The sequence below is a fragment of the Brevibacillus sp. FSL K6-0770 genome, from assembly GCF_038000275.1.
Classification (GTDB): Bacteria; Bacillota; Bacilli; order Brevibacillales; family Brevibacillaceae; genus Brevibacillus; species Brevibacillus parabrevis.
Genome location: NZ_JBBOBQ010000001.1, coordinates 1,058,535 through 1,077,612 on the forward strand (window position 1 = coordinate 1,058,535; position 19,078 = coordinate 1,077,612).

Here is a 19,078-nt window from a genome sequence, read left to right on the forward strand (position 1 = left end):
AAGCTTCGAGGTTAGCACTGTGTGAGGGTGGAGACTATATGCGCCAGTCTTGGAAGTTCGAAAGCTTAGTGGAAAGCTTCGAGGTTAGCACCTGGGTGAAAGCCCATTCTAATGAAGTCCCGAGCCAAGTGTTCGAAAGCTTAGTGGAAAGCTTCGAGGTTAGCACTTGGGTAAGGAGGTGAGAAAGTGAATATCACAACAAAGTTCGAAAGCTTAGTGGAAAGCTTCGAGGTTAGCACGGTCACTCCAAGTACCAGACCACCGCAGACCTGTGTTCGAAAGCTTAGTGGAAAGCTTCGAGGTTAGCACTTGGCAATGACGTTACACTCATTCGATATGTTGGGCGTTCGAAAGCTTAGTGGAAAGCTTCGAGATTAGCACAGCTTTCGGACTGACCACTCGTCGCCATCGACCATGTTTGAAAGCTCAGTAGAAAGCTTCAAGATTAGCACCACGGGGATGGATGAAGCCAGCACCAAACGGCCAGTCCATTCGAAAACTTTGAAACAAGCACGTGCATATCTAAATACATCTTGCGGCTCTTCGAATCCCCAGTAGAAAACTTCACGGTTCATCAGAACACAAGCCAATTCATCTAGAAACAGTGGAATTGGCTTTTTCCTATTACCCCAAAATATGAAAATGATTTACAATAAATAAAAATCATGCCCAACTCTTTTCAAAATCAAACCGGGAGGCACAGCCATGGCAATCCGTAGTATCAAGCTGAAGCTAAAGACGCATACAGGCCCTGAAGCCCAAAACCTCCGAAAAGGAATATGGCGAACGCATCGGCTGTTAAATGAAGGCGTCGCTTATTATATGAAAATGCTCTTGCTCTTTCGTCAGGAGAGCACTGGCGGACAGACAAAAAAAGAACTGCAAGAAGAGCTGGTTCGTCACATACGCGAACAGCAACAACAAAATCGTGCAGATAAAAATACGCAAGCGCTCCCATTGGACAAGGCGCTCGAAGCTCTGCGGCAACTATATGAACTGCTTGTTCCCTCCTCGATTGGGCAAAGTGGCGACGCCCAGATCATTAGCCGAAAATTCCTCAGCCCGCTAGTTGATCCGAACAGCGAAGGCGGCAAAGGTACCTCAAAGGCAGGCGCAAAGCCGACCTGGCAGAAGAAAAAAGAAGCCAACGACCCGACTTGGGAGCAGGATTATGAAAAGTGGAAAAAAAGACGCGAAGAAGATCCGACCGCTTCCGTAATTACCACCTTGGAAGAATACGGAATCAGGCCGATTTTTCCACTGTATACGAACACCGTAGCAGACATCGCATGGCTACCGCTTCAGTCCAATCAGTTTGTGCGCACCTGGGACAGGGACATGCTGCAACAGGCGATTGAAAGACTGCTCAGTTGGGAGAGCTGGAACAAGCGCGTTCAGGAGGAATATTCCAAGCTGCAAGAAAAAATGACCCAATTGAACGAGCAGTTGGAAGGTGGCCAGGAATGGATCAGCTTGCTGGAGCAATACGAAGAACAACGGGAGCAAGAGCTAATAGAAAACATGACCGCTGCTAACGACAAGTATCGGATTACCAAACGGCAAATGAAAGGCTGGAACGAACTGTACGAGCAATGGTCGACAGTTCTCCCCAATGCCAGTCACGAGCAATACAGAGAGGCGCTCAAACGTGTGCAGCAGCGGCTGAGGGGGCGATTTGGCGATGCCCATTTCTTTCAGTACCTGATGAAAGAGGAGCACCACCTGATCTGGAAAGGGAATCCGCAGCGCATCCATTATTTTGTTGCACGCAATGAGCTGAAGAAGCGTTTGGAAGAAGCCAAGCAAAACGCTACTATGACACTGCCCGATGCCAGGAAGCATCCACTGTGGGTGCGATTCGACGCTCGCGGAGGAAATTTGCAAGATTATTATTTGACGGCGGAAGCAGACAACCCCAGAAGCAGGCGTTTTGTGACGTTTAGTCAACTGATCTGGCCAAACGAATCCGGATGGATGGAAAAGCAGGACGTCGAGGTCGAGCTGGCTTTGTCCAGGCAGTTTTACCAACAGGTGACGTTGCAGAAAAACGACAAAGGCAAGCAAGAAATCGAGTTTAAGGATAAGGGTTCAGGATCGACGTTTAGCGGACATTTGGGGGGAGCAAAGCTACAGCTGGAAAGAGGCGATTTAGAAAAGGAAGAAAAAGACTTCGAGGGTGGGGAGATTGGCAGTGTCTATCTCAACATTGTCATCGATTTCGAACCTTTGCAAGAAGTGAAAAATGGCCGTTTGCAGTCGCCATATGGACAAGTGTTGCAACTCGTTCGCCGTCCCAATGAGTTTCCAAAGGTCACTACTTACAAGTCAGAGGAGCTTGTTGAATGGATGAAGGCTTCGCAGAACCACTCGTCCGGGGTGGAATCGCTGGAATCCGGGTTCCGTGTGATGAGTATAGACCTTGGGCTGCGAACTGCTGCGGCAACTTCCATTTTTTCTGTAGAAGAGAGCAACGATGCAAATGCGGCTGGTTTTTCCTATTGGATTGAAGGAACCCCGCTCGTTGCTGTCCATAAGCGGAGCTATATGTTGAAACTGCCTGGTGAGCAGGTAGAAAAACAGGTGAGGGAAAAACGGGACGAGAGGCAGGATCAGCAGAGACGAGTGAGGTTTCAGATCAGAATATTGTCCCAAGTCATACGCATGGCGAAGAAACAGAACAGAGAACGAGCGGATGAGCTTGATCATTTGAGTCAAGCGCTTGAGAAGCAAAAGTCGCTGCTCGATCAAACAGACCGGACTTTTTGGAACGGAATCGTCTGCGACCTGACAGATGCTTTACGTGAGAAGGAAGGCGGCTGGGAGCAAGCGGTGGTACAAATACACCGCAAAGCAGAGGAGCATGTAGGAAAAGTCGTTCAGGCATGGCGCAAACGCTTTGATGCTGACGAGCGAAAAGGCATCGCAGGTCTGAGCATGTGGAGCATAGAAGAATTGGACAGTCTGCGCAAGCTGTTGATTTCTTGGAGCCGCAGGACGAGAAATCCGCAGGAAATCAACCGCTTTGAACAAGGACATACCAGCCACCAGCGCCTGTTGACGCATATCCAAAATGTAAAAGAGGATCGGTTGAAGCAGTTAAGTCACGCCATCGTCATGACTGCTTTGGGATATGTATACGACGAAAAGAAATTGGAGTGGTTCGCCAAGTATCCGGCTTGTCAGGTCATCCTGTTTGAAAACCTGAGTCAGTACCGTTCTCACATGGATCGTTCGACAAAAGAAAATTCCACCTTGATGAAATGGGCACATCGCAGCATTCCCAAATACGTTCATATGCAGGCGGAGCCATACGGGATTCAGATTGGCGATGTCCGGGCGGAATATTCCTCTCGTTTTCACGCCAAGACAGGAACGCCGGGCATTCGGTGCAAAATGGTGAGTGGCCATGATTTACAGGGCAGACGCTTTGAGAACTTACAGAAAAGATTAATCAGCGAGCAGTTTTTGACGGAAGAGCAAGTGAAACAGTTAAGACCTGGCGACATTGTTCCGGATGACAGTGGAGAATGGTTCGTGACCTTGACAAACGGAAGCGGAGACAAAGAGGTAGTATTACTCCAGGCAGATATCAATGCGGCGCAGAATCTGCAAAAGCGTTTTTGGCAGCGATACAATGAGCTGTTCAAGGTAAGCTGCCGTGTCCTTATCCGAGGTGAGGAAGAGTATCTCATTCCTAAGACCAAATCGGTGCAGGCGAAGCTGGGAAAAGGTCTTTTTGTGAAAAAAACGGATACAGTCATGAAAGACGTATACGTTTGGGATAGCCAGGCCAAGCTGAAAGGTAAAACAACCTTTACAGAAGAGTCTGAGTCGCCCGAACAACTGGAAGATTTCCAGGAAATCATCGAGGAAGCGGAAGAGGCGAAAGGCACATACCGTACATTGTTCCGCGATCCTAGCGGAGTCTTTTTCCCTGAATTTGTCTGGAGTACCCAGAAAGATTTTTGGAGTGAGGTAAAAAGGCGTCTGTACGGGAAATTGCGGGAGAGGTTTTTGATGAAGACTCGGTAAAGGTGTTCAAGGAGAGTGTGTGGCTTGTCCTGGATACCTGTACGCATGTTAAATGAAATTCAGTATTGCGAGCGACTGTACCATATCATGCATGTGCAAGGGCTGTTTGAAGAAAGTGCAGACACGATCGAAGGAGCTGCACAGCACAGGCGTGCGGAGACAAATTTGCGCAAAAACAAAATGGCTCCCGAAGAGTTGTGGGGAGAAGCACCATATAGTCTGAATCTCGGTGACCCGGTGCTTGGCATTACCGGAAAGCTGGATGCGGTTTGTGTTGAACAAGGCAACCAGTGGATTCCTGTGGAAGGCAAGCACTCGTCGGCACCGGATGGCGGGCATACGTTCTCTGTAGGTGAATATGAATTGGATGGCTCTGCCTGGCCCAATGACCAGATTCAATTATGTGCCCAAGGCTTGTTGCTGCGCTCAAATGGCTATGAATCGGACTATGGCTATTTGTACTATCGTGGGAACAAAAAGAAAGTGCAGATTGAATTTTCCCAGGACTTGATCAGCGTTACCCGACGTTTTATTGAAAAGGCGCAAGAACTTAAAGATGCAGACATGCCGCCGCCCTTGCAAGATTCGAAAAAATGCTTCCGCTGCTCGCTAAACTACGTTTGCATGCCTGATGAGACGAATTACTTGACAGGGGTCAGTGCAAATATCAGAAAAATTGTTCCCAGTCGTCCAGACGGTGGAATGTTGTATGTTGCAGAGCCAGGGGCTACGTTGGGAAGGTCGGGCGAGTGTCTGACGATTACGTTAAAAGGGGAAAAGCTTGACGAAATCCCGATCAAGGATTTGGTGCACGTGAGCTTGATGGGAAACGTCCAGTGTTCCACGCAACTTCTACACACCTTAATGAATTGTGGCATCCATGTCAGTTATTTGACGACACATGGTACATTAGCTGGAATTACTTCTCCGCCGCTCACCAAAAATATTCGGACGAGGGTCAAACAGTTCGGTGCTTTTCAAGAGCCGCCAGTTGCACTTGCGCTTACCAGGCGAGTGATCTACGCCAAGATTTCCAATCAACGAACCATGTTAAGGCGAAACGGCAGTCCGGAAAAATCAGTTTTAAAAGAATTGAAAGAGCTGCGGGAGCGGGTGCTTGGCGCCGAATCGCTTGACATGGCGAGAGGAATTGAAGGACGAGCGGCGCAGTTGTATATGCAGTCTTTTCCCACGATGCTTGCGGAGCCAATGGTTGATGGCATCGCCATGATGAATGGACGCAATCGGCGTCCGCCGAAAGACCCGGTTAACGCTCTTTTGTCGCTAGGCTATACATTGCTCTCAAGAGATGTCTATACGGCTTGTGTCAATGTAGGACTCGATCCGCTGTTTGGTTTTTTCCATGCAATGGAAGCGGGGAGGCCAGCTTTGGCGCTTGATCTGATGGAACCGTATCGGGCATTGATCGCTGATAGCGTAGCGATTCGCGCCTTGAATACAAAAGAACTCACTCCGGATGATTTTTACTGGGGAAAAGATAGCTGTTACTTGAAAAAGGGCGGTCGGCAGAAATATTTTTCCGCTTACGAAAGACGGTTAAATGAAGCAATGACACATCCACAGTTCGGTTACAAGTTAAGCTATCGGAGGATGCTTGAGCTGGAAGCAAGATTTTTGGCCAGATACCTTGATGGCGAGTTGGCTGAATATACGCCGCTCATGACGAGGTAAAAATGAGACATTTTGTACTGGTGAGCTACGATATTTCGGATCAGAAGCGATGGCGAAAGGTTTTCAAGTTGATGAAAGGACAGGGGGAACATGTGCAATATTCCGTGTTCTTATGTCAGTTGACAGAGATTCAGCAAGTCAAATTGAAGGTCAGTCTGGCTGAGCTGATTCATCATGCAGAAGATCAGGTCATGTTTGTAAAAATCGGCCCGGTGACCAAGGACCAATTGGATAAGCGAATTGCCACGGTCGGAAGAGAGTTCCTCCCGCGAGACTTAACTAAATTTATCTACTAGGAAAGTGGATGTGTGTTGTTGAGGCAAGGCGAAAACAGTACAATGATGATAGTCGACGGTTAGAGGCCGTATGTCGATTTGCTTTAATTTCGTGCGTGTGCATTGTCGTCCTCCATTACAGGGCGGCTACCACGAATAGTCACGAAGTTCCACTGAGTATGTGCGCTTGATTTTCGAGCATCCCCGCAGCTCAAAAATCACTGGAGATGCTCGAAATCCTTGTGAGAGTAGGCTTTTTTGAACGATTGTGCATTGGAAATGAGTGCATAGACGGGGAAAGGGATACTGAAATTCCTGGCGCTCGAAAAAGCCCTGCTCAAGCCTTGTTGTTGTAGGTTTCGGCAAGGAAGGAGTTCGAAAGCTTAGTGGAAAGCTTCGGGATTAGCACTGATGATTGAGCGGTACATTGAGTCTCAACTTACTGTGTGGTTCGAAAGCTTAGTGGAAAGCTTCGGGATTAGCACTCGATCACAAAACGCTGGATGCCACGCGCTATACGGCGGTTCGAAAGCTTAGTGGAAAGCTTCGGGATTAGCACTCCGGAATCCATTTCTTTTGGCTTGACGGGACTTGTAGTTCGAAAGCTTAGTGGAAAGCTTCGGGATTAGCACGCTAATAGCAGAGCTACTTTTGAGGTAGGTGCCTTTGAGTTCGAAAGCTTAGTGGAAAGCTTCGGGATTAGCACCCATTAAGAGCTGAATCGCATTCTCACAACCAACAGTTCGAAAGCTTAGTGGAAAGCTTCGGGATTAGCACTCGACGTTATTACAAAACATTGATCCGAACAACGAAGTTCGAAAGCTTAGTGGAAAGCTTCGGGATTAGCACACACGACAGCCGGTAACCATGACCTACCAAGCTACAGTTCGAAAGCTTAGTGGAAAGCTTCGGGATTAGCACGATCGGAACCTTGCCCAAAAAGGCTATTGCTGGCTTAGGTTCGAAAGCTTAGTGGAAAGCTTCGGGATTAGCACGGATGTCCTGGTATATGGCATAGCAATGACTATGAAGTTCGAAAGCCTAGTGGAAAGCTTCAAAATCAGCACAATATCACCGTTCCATTGACGTTATACTCGTTTTTGCCTGTCGAAAACTCAGTAAAAAATTCAATCCCCGCATAACAAACAATGCCCCTACTCAACGTTAGGGGCATCTTTCTGTTCTTCAAGCCTACGGCAAAACTCCGAAGTCTCCAGCACCACCACTATCCCCGCTTAACACTAGCCTTTTCCCTCTCCTCCATCATATCGGCAATATCCTCTAGTTGCCCCATCACAGAAATCGGATCAGAGAAATAGAAGCGGTAACCGTCAATTTCGTACAGATGGTTTTGTTTGACGGCATCCAAGGTGTTCCAGATTGGATCATTCGCGTAATCAAATGACTCGGCTTTGGCATCGACAGCCATGAAAATATAATCGCTGGCGTATTTTCCAATGACTTCGCTGGAAATTTGCAGCCAGCCTACTTTCGGGTCGATGTCGCGTTTTACATTTTCGTTCATTGGCAGACCCAACTCGCCATGGATTGTTCGTCCGGTAAAGGCGTTGCCGTAAAGGATAAGCGTTTTGACAGCGCCGCCGTCAAAAACAGTAACGGTCTTGTCTTTTCCTACAATGTGGTCAATACGTTTCTTGGTTGATTCGACTTGTTTGTCCAAGTCTTGCACCAATGAGTCCGCTTTGGCTTCTTTGTTCAGCATAATGCCCAACTGCTTCAGCTCGTCGCGGAGATCGGAGGCTTTGGGGAACATGATCGTCGGTGCAATTTTGGAATAAGCTTCATACTTCTTGGCATCCCCCGTTATGATGAGATCCGGTTTCAGCTCCGGGATTGCCTCCAGACTGTCGCCGACATCTACTATGCCTGCAATTTGATCCGCCAAATACGGGTTTTTCATAAAGATGCCGTTTGACCCGACAGGTTTAATATCTAGCGCGAGCAAATATCCCATGTAGAAATCCGTTACGACCCGCTCCGGATGGGCTGGGATTTCCACATCGCCCATCGATGTGGAGACGATGCGGGTTGCAGGCTTGGTATCGTTCTCTGCTGTTGCAGCGGGTTGTGAAGCTGCCGTTGCGCTGCCGCCTTTGTTGCCAGTTGCCGACTCGGTCGGATTGCTGCCGCATGCGCCGAGCAGCAGACCAAATGCTAACAATAAGCTGGCGGGCACCATCATTTTGTTTATAAACATGTGACTTGACCCTCCGTCGTTATTTTGATAATAATTATCATTATCAAAATAACATGTCCCATCTGGAGCAACAATGTGATTTCTTCCTGCTGCGGATGTAAGATTTTCATTTGCAGCAAGCTGTTTTCGCAGCAGGCTGGGAGGCAAACCGAAATGTTTTTTGAAAGCATGGCTGAAATAGTACACATCCTGATAACCGACTGCCGTAGCAACCGTCTTTAGCGATATAGCGGTTTCTGCCAGCAGTTTGCGAGCTTTTTCCATCCGCAAGCGGATCAGGCAATCAATCGGGCCGCGGTTCAATACTTGCTTGAAGCGATTGGACAAATGCCCCTGGCTGCAATTCAACGCGGAAGCCAACGATTCGAGCGTCAATGGCTCGGCGTAATGGTCCAGCATGTATTCGAGAGCTTCTGTCACCAGTTCGACCGGGCTCGTCGTCCGGGGCGCAGGCGATTGTGAGTGGTATTGCTTCACGACCTGATAAATCCATTGATAAAATTGCGCTTTTAGTTGAAACTGTGCCATCGCATGCTGTTGGCGCGACAAGTCATGCATCTGTTCCAAGATGTCATACAACAGAGTCGGCTGGGCAGGAGTGAAGGAATAGGGCATGTGGAATGAATGCTTACGAGAATGTACAGGCGCTTCGAATTTGGCAGGAGCAGCACGGCTAACACTAGCTTCGTACAGCACCAGGCTGAAGTCCAGGCCATCTTTGCCAGCGTTCAGTTCAACCCAGCTTTTGGCGGCTGCATGAAACACCTGCATGCCATGTGCGGAGTAAATCTGGTTGTCGAAAAGCATCAGGGCGCTTCCTATGCTTGTGCAGAGAAAGCCGTTTGAGGGAAAAGAGAATGAAAAGGCTTTGGCGCCTGCCGCCAGTGTATGCCTTTGGATCGAAACCATTTGAATATCGGCATGTTGCCATAGTTGAATATGTTCATCCTGGTGCAAATCAAGAGGCAAGGGTTGTCACCTCATTTATAAACGGATTTATTGCGTGCCCATTATACAATTAGTTGGTTTCGCGGCGCAAAGAGAAATTGGGACGCGTCCTTTGAAAAGGGTGAGGAAAGCTAGTAGAGGTCGGCACATCGGATCAGAGCAGGCGCAAGAGCGATAAAAGAAAGCGGAGCACACGAAATCTCCCTTTTTCGGTTTGTCCCTGCATGCAGCGGCATCAACCGGGACAGGTGCATCAGCAAGGGATTATTCAGGCAAATTCGCGAAAAGCATGGAGCTGTTGTTGGCTTTTATGTGAAACTGCTGTTCGCTCTTTGTGAACTTTTTGCCATGGAATTGTCATCGCTTCTTAACGAAATATGACCCGATTGGGGCATTTCGGAGCAGTCTCGACAGGAGTAGGATTAAGAAAAAGCGGAGTGTGGTGAAACTAACATGACAGAGATGATTACGGTATTGATTGCAGACCACAACCGGGAGGCAAGAGAGCAGTTGCGGCGACTGCTTCAGTTGGATAGCGGGTTTCAGGTCGTGGCTGAAACCGATACGGCTGCGGAAGCGGCAGTGCTGGCCAACAAGTTTGCGCCAAAAGCAGTGCTGATTGATTTGAATTTGCAGGATCAGGATGAATGGCAGGCGATTGCGCGAATCAAGGAACAAAATCCTGGCAGCAAAGTTATCGTCCAGTCCGATTCGACGGATGTGCAATGCTTTTTTGAAGCGTTGAAATACGGTGCCCAAGGGTACTTGCTGAAGACGTTGCATCCCGCATCGCGGCACGAATATTTGCGCTCTGTGCTGATAGATGATGCGCCGATGCCGCGTGAGCTGGGTTATCATATTTTGCAGGAATTTATGGCAGACAAGCCGTGCCACTTCAACCGCCCTGGCTTGAATCCGACGGAGATGGCGCTGCTCGGCTGCCTGTGCAAAGGGTATAAAAACAGTGAGATTGCGGAAGAGTTGCTGCTTTCCGAGAACGAGGTCAGGAAGCAGTTCAAGGAGCTTTTGTTCAAGCTGCGGTTGAAAAATCGGACGCAGCTTGTTCGGTATGCTTACGAAAGAGGACTCTTTACGCCAAGCCTCCGACCGGGGAGACGAAAAAAGCAGGGGGCGAAGGAGTAGCGCCTGTAGCAGCGAGTGGGAGATCAGTTCTCAGCGAAAAGAAAAAACACCGCTGGAAACGAGCGGTGCCGTGTCTAGAAACAAGCAGTTCCATGTCCAGTAGTAACAAAGCGACAGCATGTTAAAACCAAGCCGTGCAATAACCGAGATAGCCCGACATCCGCTCGCTTCCGCAGCTGCGCAAGTGTTTTTACCCGTGCGCTGGCGCTCGCAGCTTGTTTTTCCAATAAACAAACAGCGCAAAGGCAGCGCAGAGCACGACAGCGGCGAACATGTACGGGAAGTTGATGTTCCAGTCGAACAAAATGCCACCGACTGCGGGACCAACAATAATTCCGAGGCTTGTATAGGTGGAGTTCATCCCGGCGACAAAGCCCTGGTCCTCGTCGGCCATCTTCGAAAGCAGCGTGGTTACAGCAGGGCGCAGCAAGTCGCAGGCAAAAAACACGATGCTGCTGACGACCATGATTCCCCAATAGCTGTTGATGAAGACCGTCGCAAAAATAAACAGCGCGGCTGTCACGAGCGTCGTTTGAATCATGTTTTTCTCGCCAAACTTGTCCACCAGCTTCTCAAAGAAAGCGATCTGGGCAACTACGCCGAAAACGGAGCCGACGGTAATGATGACGGCGATATCTTTGGCAGTGAAGCCGAATTTGGCATCAACAAACAGGCTGAACATCATCTCGTATGCGGCAAGGCCGAAAGAGAGCACAAACACAATCAACAGGGGCACAAAATAGATCGAGCGGAACGATTTTTTGATCTCACCGATGAAGCTGACGCTCACTTTTTGCGCTTTATTTTTTGCCATTTGTTCTTTCGTCAGCGACTCTTCCAGGACAAACAGCGAGATAACGGCGGCGATGCCGGCAAATCCGGCTGCGAAAAAGAATGGAGCGCGTATCCCCAGCTCTGCGATGAATCCGCCCAGTCCGGGACCGATGATGAAACCGCCGCTGATGGCGGCAGCCTGATAGCCCAGCACGCGAGCGCGGTCTTCCAGCGAAGTGCGATCGGCAATGTAAGAGATGACAGCTGGCATAATGAAAGCGTCGCTGATTCCGCCTAAAATTCGCGACAAAAACAAAATCCAGACCTGGTTGCCCAATCCGAACATAAGCTCCGAGAATGCGAACAAGAACAGGCCGAAGACAATCATTTTCTTTCTGCCAAACGTATCGACCCAGACGCCCGTAATCGGCGAGGCGAGAAGCTGGGCGAAGGCAAAGGCGGAAATCAGGTAGCCCACGACTTCTCCGCTCAGGTTCAACTCATGGGCAAAGGACGGCATGACCGGAACGACCAGGCCAATTCCGACGTACGCAATAAATAAATTAAACAAGACTAAACCTAAAGACCAGTTTGGGTTGTTGTTCCTTTTCATGGTTTTCCCCACTAACTCTCCAATGAATTTACAATCCGCTCACAGCCGCGGCTGCTTGCTTTTACCGGCTTTCTGTATCTGCTGATTCTTTTATGGCCCGGTTGACCTTTTTGATCGTTTCCAGCATTTGTTCGAGCACGCTCATGTCGATTTGGGAAAAGTATTGTTTCACAAACGCTTCGTCTGCTTCATCCATCAACTCCGCGTATTTTTGCCCCGCTTCTCCCAGCAGGATAAACGACTCCCGGCGATCTTCCGGATTGCTTTCCCGCCTGATAAACGTCCTGGATTCCAGATGAGACAACACTTGGCTGACTGCGCTTTTCGTAATGGAGAAAAAGGCGGCGATCTCGTTGACAGTCACCCGTTCATTGCGAATGATGTACTGCAACAAGTTTTCCTGCTGAAGCGTCAACTGAAACTCATCCAGCTTTTTCGCGACTTTATTGTAGTACATGTAATATTCGTAAAAGGCATCGTTCAACTCATGGACGATTTTTCGATATTCGGCAAGCATGGATTTCCTCCTCGTGAACAATAGTATTTGCGCGAAGTCCGAACAAAATGAGCCGGGAGAAGGCAGAAGACAAGATCAGAAAGCTCTTGCAAAGTAATTTAGTTTAGTTAACTTAACTATAGTAACTATATATCCCGATGCTTATATTGTCAACGGGCGCATAAAAAAATCGCCTGAACGTCGAGGCGTCCAAGGCGATCTCTGCTATTCGCGAGTGACAGACAGGGGTTCACTCACGCAAGTTTTTACGAATCAAGCCTGTTTTTTGGTTGCGCGGTTTGGGCTACTACCACCCGATTTCTGCCGGACTGCTTTGCCTGATACAACGCTTGGTCAGCAAGCTCAATCAAAGCGGGAACGGAGTGAAGCTGACGTGTGCTGCTGACGATCCCGATGGAAACAGTGATCGTCTGGCCAGTTGGTGTGACACTGTTTTCCATGCTGCATCTGATTTTCTCGGCGATGGAAAAGGCATCTTCGCTGGAGGCGCCGCCGAGCAGGGCAATAAATTCCTCTCCGCCAAACCGCCCGCAAACATCGCTTTTGCGGACAGAGGTTGTCATGATCTGGGCAAACAGCTTCAACACTTCGTCTCCCACAGGATGGCCGAAGGTGTCGTTTACATGCTTGAAGCGATCAATATCCAACAGCAGGATGGAAAAGCTTTTGTTCTCCCGCAACCATTGTTGCAGCAAATTTTCGACGGAACGGCGGTTGGCAAGTCCCGTAAGCGCGTCAGTCGTTGCTTCATGCGTGAGACGGTCTGTTTTCCGCTTGATTTTTTTGGCGGCATTGCGAAAAGCTTTGGTCAACAAATCAGCTTCCCGGTTCCAGTGATGCCGATTTTGGGGAAGCTCTACTTTTTCCGAGCCCATCTTGCTCATCAGGTCGGCAAGCTGAACAAAAGGTCTGGCAAGCGTGTGGGCCAGCTTGATGACAATCAGGAGCAAAAGCAGGGAAGGGGGCAGCAAATAAACCAGCATGAGTCTCACCTGACTATGCAGCTCGTTGTAGACAAACTCGATGGGAGAGGTGACCATGACGCCCCAGCCGTTTTCGGCAACGGGGGCATAGCCGGCCAGCAACTGCCCGCCCTGTATGCTCGCCATTTGTTCATGACCGCTTCGCCCAGCCATCAGCTTCCTTACGACAGGATTGGATTTGAGATCTTTTCCGATCAACTGTTCATCCGGATGGAACAGCAACTGCCCGTTGGAGCCGACGATGGAAAAAGAAGATCCGGTCGTATCCGTTGCCGCGCTGCCGAAGATCATGTTCATGATGTTGTGCTCCTGGAGGTAGATGGTTCCGCCGATGAAGCCGCGATATTTGCCCTCTTTGTCGTAGATCGGCTCGCTCATGAACAAAATATGGCGGTTGCTTCTCGCAGATATGTAGGGCAAGGAAATGTAGGGCTTTTTCAGTTCCAGGGCATAGTTGCCTTCCTTGGTGATAATGTGTTGGCCGACTGTGCCGATGGACGCCGGAGAAACGGTGCGGATAATCCCGTTTTCATCCACGACAGTTAGCGAATTGAAATAGTTGCTGCTTTTGCGAAGGATATCCAGATGTTCGTCGGCTTCTTTTTGCGTCTGCGAGGGGTGGTCGATTACGACTGAGGCGGAATAACGCAAGCTGCTTCGCATGGAGATGAACAAGGAATTGATCATTTGACTCATTTTGCTTGCGCTTGAATAGTTCAAAGTAAGCGTGGTATCGATCAGTGACTTCTTCTTGGACTGATAAGATGCGACGAGCAAAATTGTCACCGTCAACACGATGGACAAGGAAACCAGACCCGTCAGAAGGGCAGTCAGACCAATCTTTTTCCCCGGGCTCAGCTTGAAACGATGTATAACAGGCATATGGCTATGGCCTCTCTTTGCGTTGGATCGATCCATGATGGAAGGAAAGCAAACGGAAAAAATTCATGTGTATTATAAGCGATACCAGGAGGACATGCTATGCAGAAAAAATAATTTGATGGAAAAAAGTTGAGGTTCGTTCACAGTTGTAACAATTAGGTAACATTATTGCCATAAATGCAAAAAACTGCCCTCAAAAGAGGACAGTTTCAGTGGAATTTTTGCCAATGGTTTTTACGTGTTCAAGCCGCGAATTTGTTGCTCGATCTTTTCGAAGCCGCCAGATACTTTGACGATCTCTTCTTTTTGGTCAGAGACGAGCACGAGAACTTCTTCGAGGCTTTCCTTGTTCTTGTCGGTAATGTCTGCGTTGACTTCGACTTTTGCATTGACTTCCTGGATCATGCTGTGCACGTGGACGATGAACTCTTGCAGATTTTTGGTTTTTTCCGCGAAGTTGTGCATGTAGTTGTCCACGTTTGTAAACATTTCTTGGACCTCCATAATGCCTTCGCTGTTCTTTTCAAAAGACACCTGGGACTCGGAGATCATGTCGGAAACGAGCTTCATTTTTTCGCGAATCGTCATCAACAAGGTCGAGATCGATTCGGAGGATACTTTGGAAGACTCGGCCAGCTTGCGCACTTCATCCGCTACGACGGCAAAGCCACGGCCATGCTCACCGGCTCTGGACGCCTCGATGGTGGCATTGAGTGCGAGCAGGTTGGTCTGTGCCGAAATATCGGAGATCGTTTGGATGATTTTTTCAATCGATTCCGTTTCTTTGTTCAGCTCTTGAATCAGTCGGTTCGTATCCTGGATGTCCTTGATGAAGCGTTCAAAGTCGCTGCCGATGTTATTGATGCGCTTGCCGCTTTCATTGGTCGCTTCTTTCGTCGATTCTACGTAATCGTGCATCTCTGTAACAGAACGGGTCATGTCTTCTACCTGGAGATTGGTCGTGCCCATCTCGCGGCGCAGCTCGTTTGTGTTGTCGGTTTGCACAGAGAAGGAGCGCATGATTTCCTGAAGGGAAGCGACGGTTTCAACTGCCCGGACATTCACGCCATCCGTCACCTTGTTCAGATTCTCCTGGTATTCCTGCACAGAGCTGAGCGATTCGTTGATCTGATCCAAAATGCGTTGCAGCGATTCTTTGGAAGCGATCGCCTGCTGCTTCTGTTCTTCGCTCTCCTGTTGCAGTCTGTTGTTGAATATCGCGTGCATCATGCTTGTTGCCGATACGAAGCAGAAGGTAAGCAGGTAGTACATCAAATGAACCGGATTGGAGGTATAAAAAATCGCCTCGCCATTTGTCAGGAAGTAGTACGTGACGATCCCGAGCGCTGCCACGATCGTCAAAATGTTGATCAGCCTGTCCTGATAAATCCCCATGACGGCTACGAAGAACATGATGGTCATAATATTGACCAGCCAAGGATCAAGCCCGGTAATTATGAACATGAAGATGCCGATTACCGCGAAGTTGAAAAACTTCATGAATGGAGCCATTTTGTCGCGCCACGCCGGACGATTGGACAAATACGCGAACGGCGCCAGCACTCCGTACAAAATACCGAGCACAGTCAAGACGAAGGAAATCGGCACTCCCATGATGAGATTCACGATTTGCACCACGGTAATGATGCTTGCAAAAACAATGACGACCCAATTATTTCTTCTTTGTAAAAGTTCCATGTCAGCTAACCTCAACTTTTATTTGTTTGCAAAGCGTTTGATACCAGGAAAATGCGGGATGGTCCTTGCTCGTATAGGCTTCCTGCAGGTGAAAAATGGTCGGGATGGCGTTCGCCCCTTTGTAATAGACCATATCCTTCACTTGTGTCGCTTTGACGTTGTATTTTGTATTAATCAACTGAAAAAAAGCCGGGTCTGCTAAACCGACTGCATGCGTATAACCGTGTTTTTCAGCATAATCGATCATGAGGGCAACGCCCCAACGTCCCAGTTTTCCACGGTATTTCGGCAAGACAGCGAAACTGTCTACTTCCACCACTTTCATATCGGCGCTCAACACGTCCTGAAACAAATTGCGGAGAAAAGCAGAAGATTTTTCATGTGGCGTAAATTCAAAAGTACCGCCTGCTTCGTCATCTTCTGACAATAGCAAATAAGCATCGGAACCATTTTTGACGTATTCCATTTCAAAGCCCATGGAGGTCCAAACGCTCTCCTTGATTTGGTGAAAACTCGCCAAAGACTCTACTGAATCAACCAGTTTGTACATAATACTCCACTCCATTTTTATCTCTCTTTTGTTTTTTCATGTACAAGTTTACTGTTGATAGATGGACTGGCGCCTCCTTTCTATGAGATTGCACACAAAACGGCCATGACCGTTTTGTTGACCGCAAGCGGCCACATCCAATTTCTTGAAAAACGTCGAGACGTTTTTCACACAAAAAAGGCCATTCCACACACGGGAACAGCCTTCAGTCACCATCATCGCACAATTACGCACATGATGTATGGCAACCCGGCTGTCATGGTCGAAGACTTTAGACCCGTGGTTTTGCGTCGCCACCTTTCGATGACTTTGCCTTTGTCATTCAGTTTGCGAAAAATGTATAGTCATGTCGAATCATGCAAAATATAATCCAAAAGAAACAGTCTTGTCAAGTTTTGGTAGGGTAAAAATAACCAATTCTTTATAAAAATAGTCAGAATTAAGGTAACGGTAAGAGTAGCGTAACAAAATTTTACCATCCATCCGATAAAGATAGAGAGAAGAGGAGGGATGAGAGGATGGCAGAGACGAAAACAATCGAATTTCACTTTTCAGGGGGAGAAGTGATCCGCATTGAGACGACAGAACCGGAAGAGATCATCCAGATGGTCGCCAACCAGAAAGATGGATGGCTCCAGTACGACGATATCGTCATCAATGTGCGAAACGTTTCTTATATTAAAGTGAAAGAAATCGCTTAACAGCATGTGTGAAAAAAGCTCTCGAATGCCGAGGGCTTTTTTTGTTGCATGTTTGGCGGGAGAGGCATTATAGTGAGTATAAGACTAACGACTAAAGAGGACGATATGGACGACATTTACAAAGAGTTGCAAAAGCTCGGTTTTTCCCAATACGAGTGCAAGGCTTACATTGGCTTGTTGAAGCATTCCCCGATTACCGGATACGAAATCAGCAAGCGCTCCGGCGTACCGCGCTCGATGATTTACGAGGTCATAGGCAAGCTGCTGGAAAAAGGGGCGGTCTATACGGTGCCTTCAGAGCCTGTGACTTACGCGCCGCTTGCGGCCAGAGAGTTGATTCGCAGATTGCGTGGACAGTTCGAGCAGTCCTTCGACTATTTGGAAAAAAGCTTGTCCGCTTTGGAGTCTGAGCAAGAAGTCGATGTGATTCGCCGGATCAGCGGCGACGAACTGGTGCTGACGGAGATGCGGCAAATGATCAAGCAGGCGACAGGAGAAGTATGGCTGTCGATCTGGGAGCCGCAGGTGCCGGCTATCCAGGAAAGTGTAGATGCGTGCACAGAGGCAGGCATTTCTGTTTTTACCGTGCTGTTTGGGCAAGCACAGACGCGGGTGGGAACGACGTATCACCATGACTACATGGCGCCAGATGTCGCAGAAGAGCGCATGGGCGGGCATCTCACGATCGTGGCGCGAGATTTGGAGGAAGTCCTGATCGCCAATTTTGCGCCAAATACGGCTGCCTGGGCCGTCAAAACGAAGGACCCGGCTCTCGTTTTGGTGGCTGTCGAGTACATTCGCCACGACATTATGTTTGCAGAAGTGACAAAGGTGCTGGGACCGGAAAAAGTCGAGACGCTTTGGCGAAACAAACCGGATCTTTACCAGGTGGTTACGGGAAAAAGCTTTCTTAACCAGCAGTGAAAAAGAGAGAGAGGGAGAACAGTGGGGCGAGAGCAACTGCACGTAGAAACGTTGTCGAACGCAAGAGATCAGGGAAGCTTCATGCAGGGGGTCAAAGATTGCATTCCGACCTTGCTCGGTTATTTGAGCATCGGATTTGCGGCAGGTGTCCTGGAAAAGACGGCTGGGCTGAGCATCATGGAAATTGCTTTGATGAGCATTTTGCTGTACGCAGGCTCTGCACAGTTCATCGCGGCAGGCATGATCGCGGCGGGCAGCTCGGCTACAGGAATTATCATTACGATTTTGTTTGTGAATTTGCGCCATATTTTGCTGAGTGCGGCTCTCTCTCCTTATTTTCGCCATCTGTCAGCGTTCAAGAACATGCTGGTAGGCTCGCTGTTGACGGACGAAACTTTCGGGGTTGCCATTAACGAAGCGGCGAAGAAAAAACAGATCGACGAAAAATGGATGCACGGTTTGAATGTGACGGCTTATTTGAACTGGATCGTCGCCAACCTGGCAGGCGCCTATTTTGGGCAATGGATTGCCAATCCGGAAGGGCTGGGGCTTGATTTCGCCTTGCCAGCCATGTTCATCGGGCTTTTGGTTCTGGCGATGATGAGCCGCTTGCAGATCAGGCGGGACGTTCTCGTGGCTGTGTGCGCCGTCGTGATCGCAGTCGGGGTATCAGTCGTGTATCCGGGCAACCTTGGCGTCATCGTTGCCACGCTTTGCGCATCGACAATCGGGATGGTGATCGAACGATGGAAGTGAGATGGGACGTCTTTCTCATTATTGCTGGCTGTGCTTTGGTCACGTTTTTGCCGCGGGTACTGCCGTTGATGGTGCTGTCTCGCATGCAGCTTCCCGAATGGGGTGTCCGCTGGCTGCATTATGTGCCGATTTCCGTCATGGCCGCGCTGGTCGGACAGGAGCTGTTTTTGCACGAAGGCAAGCTGGCTCCGCTGTTGACCAATGTCGAGCTGATGGCAGCAATCCCGACTTTTCTCGTGGCGATCTGGACGCGCAGCTTGCTGGGAACGGTGGTCGTGGGGATGGCTTCGATCATGGTCCTGCGCTACCTTTTTTCTATTCTATAAGGGCAAAAGCAATGCAGAAGTGGTTATGCTAGAGAAAAAGGGAGGG

General features: G+C 48.8%; 15 protein-coding genes, 2 CRISPR repeat arrays and 1 riboswitch (1 of these 18 running past the window's edge). Of the genes, 8 read left to right on the forward strand and 7 right to left on the reverse strand.

From position 1 onward, the window contains the following. Positions 1–452: a CRISPR direct-repeat array (repeat unit 36 nt; unit sequence GTTCGAAAGCTTAGTGGAAAGCTTCGAGGTTAGCAC) (it extends 168 nt beyond the left edge of the window). A 253-nt stretch (positions 453–705) separates the two neighbouring features. From cas12b to cas2, 3 genes are read left to right on the forward strand one after another with little or no spacing between them, the layout of a single operon-like run. Then, positions 706–4,032 carry a type V CRISPR-associated protein Cas12b gene (gene cas12b, locus NST23_RS05455; protein ID WP_340963283.1) on the forward strand — a complete coding sequence of 1,109 codons (3,327 nt, stop codon included), beginning with the start codon at positions 706–708 and terminating at the stop codon, positions 4,030–4,032. A 45-nt stretch (positions 4,033–4,077) separates the two neighbouring features. Further along, positions 4,078–5,724 (forward strand): CRISPR-associated endonuclease Cas4g/Cas1g, encoded by a 1,647-nt coding sequence (gene cas4g/cas1g / locus NST23_RS05460; RefSeq protein WP_340963286.1) that lies wholly within the window; start codon positions 4,078–4,080, stop codon positions 5,722–5,724. 2 nt (positions 5,725–5,726) lie between these two features. Continuing rightward, a complete protein-coding gene (cas2, locus tag NST23_RS05465) occupies positions 5,727–6,020 on the forward strand; it encodes a CRISPR-associated endonuclease Cas2 (protein ID WP_122962683.1) in 294 nt (97 codons plus the stop codon). A 351-nt stretch (positions 6,021–6,371) separates the two neighbouring features. Next, a CRISPR array of direct repeats spans positions 6,372–7,066; the repeat unit is 37 nt; unit sequence AGTTCGAAAGCTTAGTGGAAAGCTTCGGGATTAGCAC. Between the two features lie 158 nt (positions 7,067–7,224). Here cas2 and NST23_RS05470 read toward each other — a convergent pair. Continuing rightward, positions 7,225–9,186 carry an AraC family transcriptional regulator gene (locus tag NST23_RS05470; protein WP_340963288.1) on the reverse strand — a complete coding sequence of 654 codons (1,962 nt, stop codon included), beginning with the start codon at positions 9,184–9,186 and terminating at the stop codon, positions 7,225–7,227. Between the two features lie 247 nt (positions 9,187–9,433). Then, a complete protein-coding gene (gene gvpC / locus NST23_RS28405; protein ID WP_173598131.1) occupies positions 9,434–9,526 on the reverse strand; it encodes a gas vesicle protein GvpC in 93 nt (30 codons plus the stop codon). Between the two features lie 92 nt (positions 9,527–9,618). Between gvpC and NST23_RS05475 the strand changes: the two genes are divergently transcribed. After that, on the forward strand, positions 9,619–10,308 hold the full coding sequence (locus NST23_RS05475) for a response regulator (protein WP_173600155.1): 690 nt from the start codon (positions 9,619–9,621) through the stop codon (positions 10,306–10,308). 190 nt (positions 10,309–10,498) lie between these two features. Here the strand turns inward: NST23_RS05475 and NST23_RS05480 are convergent, their stop codons facing one another. From NST23_RS05480 to NST23_RS05500, 5 genes are all read right to left on the reverse strand, one after another. Then, complete coding sequence (locus tag NST23_RS05480; protein WP_445662486.1) at positions 10,499–11,695, reverse strand: MFS transporter; 1,197 nt, start codon at positions 11,693–11,695, stop codon at positions 10,499–10,501. A gap of 61 nt (positions 11,696–11,756) precedes the next feature. Further along, complete coding sequence (locus NST23_RS05485; protein ID WP_122962687.1) at positions 11,757–12,212, reverse strand: MarR family winged helix-turn-helix transcriptional regulator; 456 nt, start codon at positions 12,210–12,212, stop codon at positions 11,757–11,759. Positions 12,213–12,457: 245 nt separating this feature from the next. Further along, positions 12,458–14,077, reverse strand: a complete 1,620-nt coding sequence (locus tag NST23_RS05490; protein WP_122962688.1) for a sensor domain-containing diguanylate cyclase — start codon at positions 14,075–14,077, stop codon at positions 12,458–12,460. A 234-nt stretch (positions 14,078–14,311) separates the two neighbouring features. After that, positions 14,312–15,775, reverse strand: a complete 1,464-nt coding sequence (locus tag NST23_RS05495; protein ID WP_122962689.1) for a methyl-accepting chemotaxis protein — start codon at positions 15,773–15,775, stop codon at positions 14,312–14,314. A 1-nt stretch (position 15,776) separates the two neighbouring features. Continuing rightward, positions 15,777–16,253: a GNAT family N-acetyltransferase gene (locus NST23_RS05500; protein WP_254223218.1), complete on the reverse strand. Its 477-nt coding sequence runs from the start codon at positions 16,251–16,253 to the stop codon at positions 15,777–15,779. 312 nt (positions 16,254–16,565) lie between these two features. Next, positions 16,566–16,649: riboswitch (cyclic di-GMP riboswitch) on the reverse strand. 194 nt (positions 16,650–16,843) lie between these two features. Between NST23_RS05500 and NST23_RS05505 the strand changes: the two genes are divergently transcribed. The 4 genes from NST23_RS05505 (at position 16,844) to NST23_RS05520 (ending at position 19,032) form a co-directional block, all read left to right on the forward strand. Further along, positions 16,844–17,026, forward strand: a complete 183-nt coding sequence (locus tag NST23_RS05505) for a hypothetical protein (protein ID WP_122962691.1) — start codon at positions 16,844–16,846, stop codon at positions 17,024–17,026. 105 nt (positions 17,027–17,131) lie between these two features. After that, entirely contained in the window at positions 17,132–17,950 is an 819-nt protein-coding gene (locus tag NST23_RS05510) for a TrmB family transcriptional regulator (RefSeq protein ID WP_122962692.1), read from the forward strand. Positions 17,951–18,031: 81 nt separating this feature from the next. Continuing rightward, entirely contained in the window at positions 18,032–18,706 is a 675-nt protein-coding gene (locus NST23_RS05515) for an AzlC family ABC transporter permease (protein WP_173600158.1), read from the forward strand. Then, complete coding sequence (locus tag NST23_RS05520) at positions 18,697–19,032, forward strand: AzlD domain-containing protein (RefSeq protein WP_122962693.1); 336 nt, start codon at positions 18,697–18,699, stop codon at positions 19,030–19,032. Before NST23_RS05515 ends, NST23_RS05520 begins: the two co-directional genes overlap by 10 nt. Positions 19,033–19,078: the final 46 nt, after the last annotated feature.

Coding starts and splice junctions, on each gene's coding strand:
- cas12b (WP_340963283.1), top strand. CDS start 706: ATGGCAATCCGTAGTATCAAGCTGAAGCTAAAGACGCATACAGGCCCT.
- cas4g/cas1g (WP_340963286.1), top strand. CDS start 4,078: ATGTTAAATGAAATTCAGTATTGCGAGCGACTGTACCATATCATGCAT.
- cas2 (WP_122962683.1), top strand. CDS start 5,727: ATGAGACATTTTGTACTGGTGAGCTACGATATTTCGGATCAGAAGCGA.
- gvpC (WP_173598131.1), bottom strand. CDS start 9,526: ATGACAATTCCATGGCAAAAAGTTCACAAAGAGCGAACAGCAGTTTCA.
- NST23_RS05475 (WP_173600155.1), top strand. CDS start 9,619: ATGACAGAGATGATTACGGTATTGATTGCAGACCACAACCGGGAGGCA.
- NST23_RS05480 (WP_445662486.1), bottom strand. CDS start 11,695: ATGAAAAGGAACAACAACCCAAACTGGTCTTTAGGTTTAGTCTTGTTT.
- NST23_RS05485 (WP_122962687.1), bottom strand. CDS start 12,212: ATGCTTGCCGAATATCGAAAAATCGTCCATGAGTTGAACGATGCCTTT.
- NST23_RS05490 (WP_122962688.1), bottom strand. CDS start 14,077: ATGCCTGTTATACATCGTTTCAAGCTGAGCCCGGGGAAAAAGATTGGT.
- NST23_RS05495 (WP_122962689.1), bottom strand. CDS start 15,775: ATGGAACTTTTACAAAGAAGAAATAATTGGGTCGTCATTGTTTTTGCA.
- NST23_RS05500 (WP_254223218.1), bottom strand. CDS start 16,253: ATGGGCTTTGAAATGGAATACGTCAAAAATGGTTCCGATGCTTATTTG.
- NST23_RS05505 (WP_122962691.1), top strand. CDS start 16,844: ATGGCAGAGACGAAAACAATCGAATTTCACTTTTCAGGGGGAGAAGTG.
- NST23_RS05510 (WP_122962692.1), top strand. CDS start 17,132: ATGGACGACATTTACAAAGAGTTGCAAAAGCTCGGTTTTTCCCAATAC.
- NST23_RS05515 (WP_173600158.1), top strand. CDS start 18,032: ATGCAGGGGGTCAAAGATTGCATTCCGACCTTGCTCGGTTATTTGAGC.
- NST23_RS05520 (WP_122962693.1), top strand. CDS start 18,697: ATGGAAGTGAGATGGGACGTCTTTCTCATTATTGCTGGCTGTGCTTTG.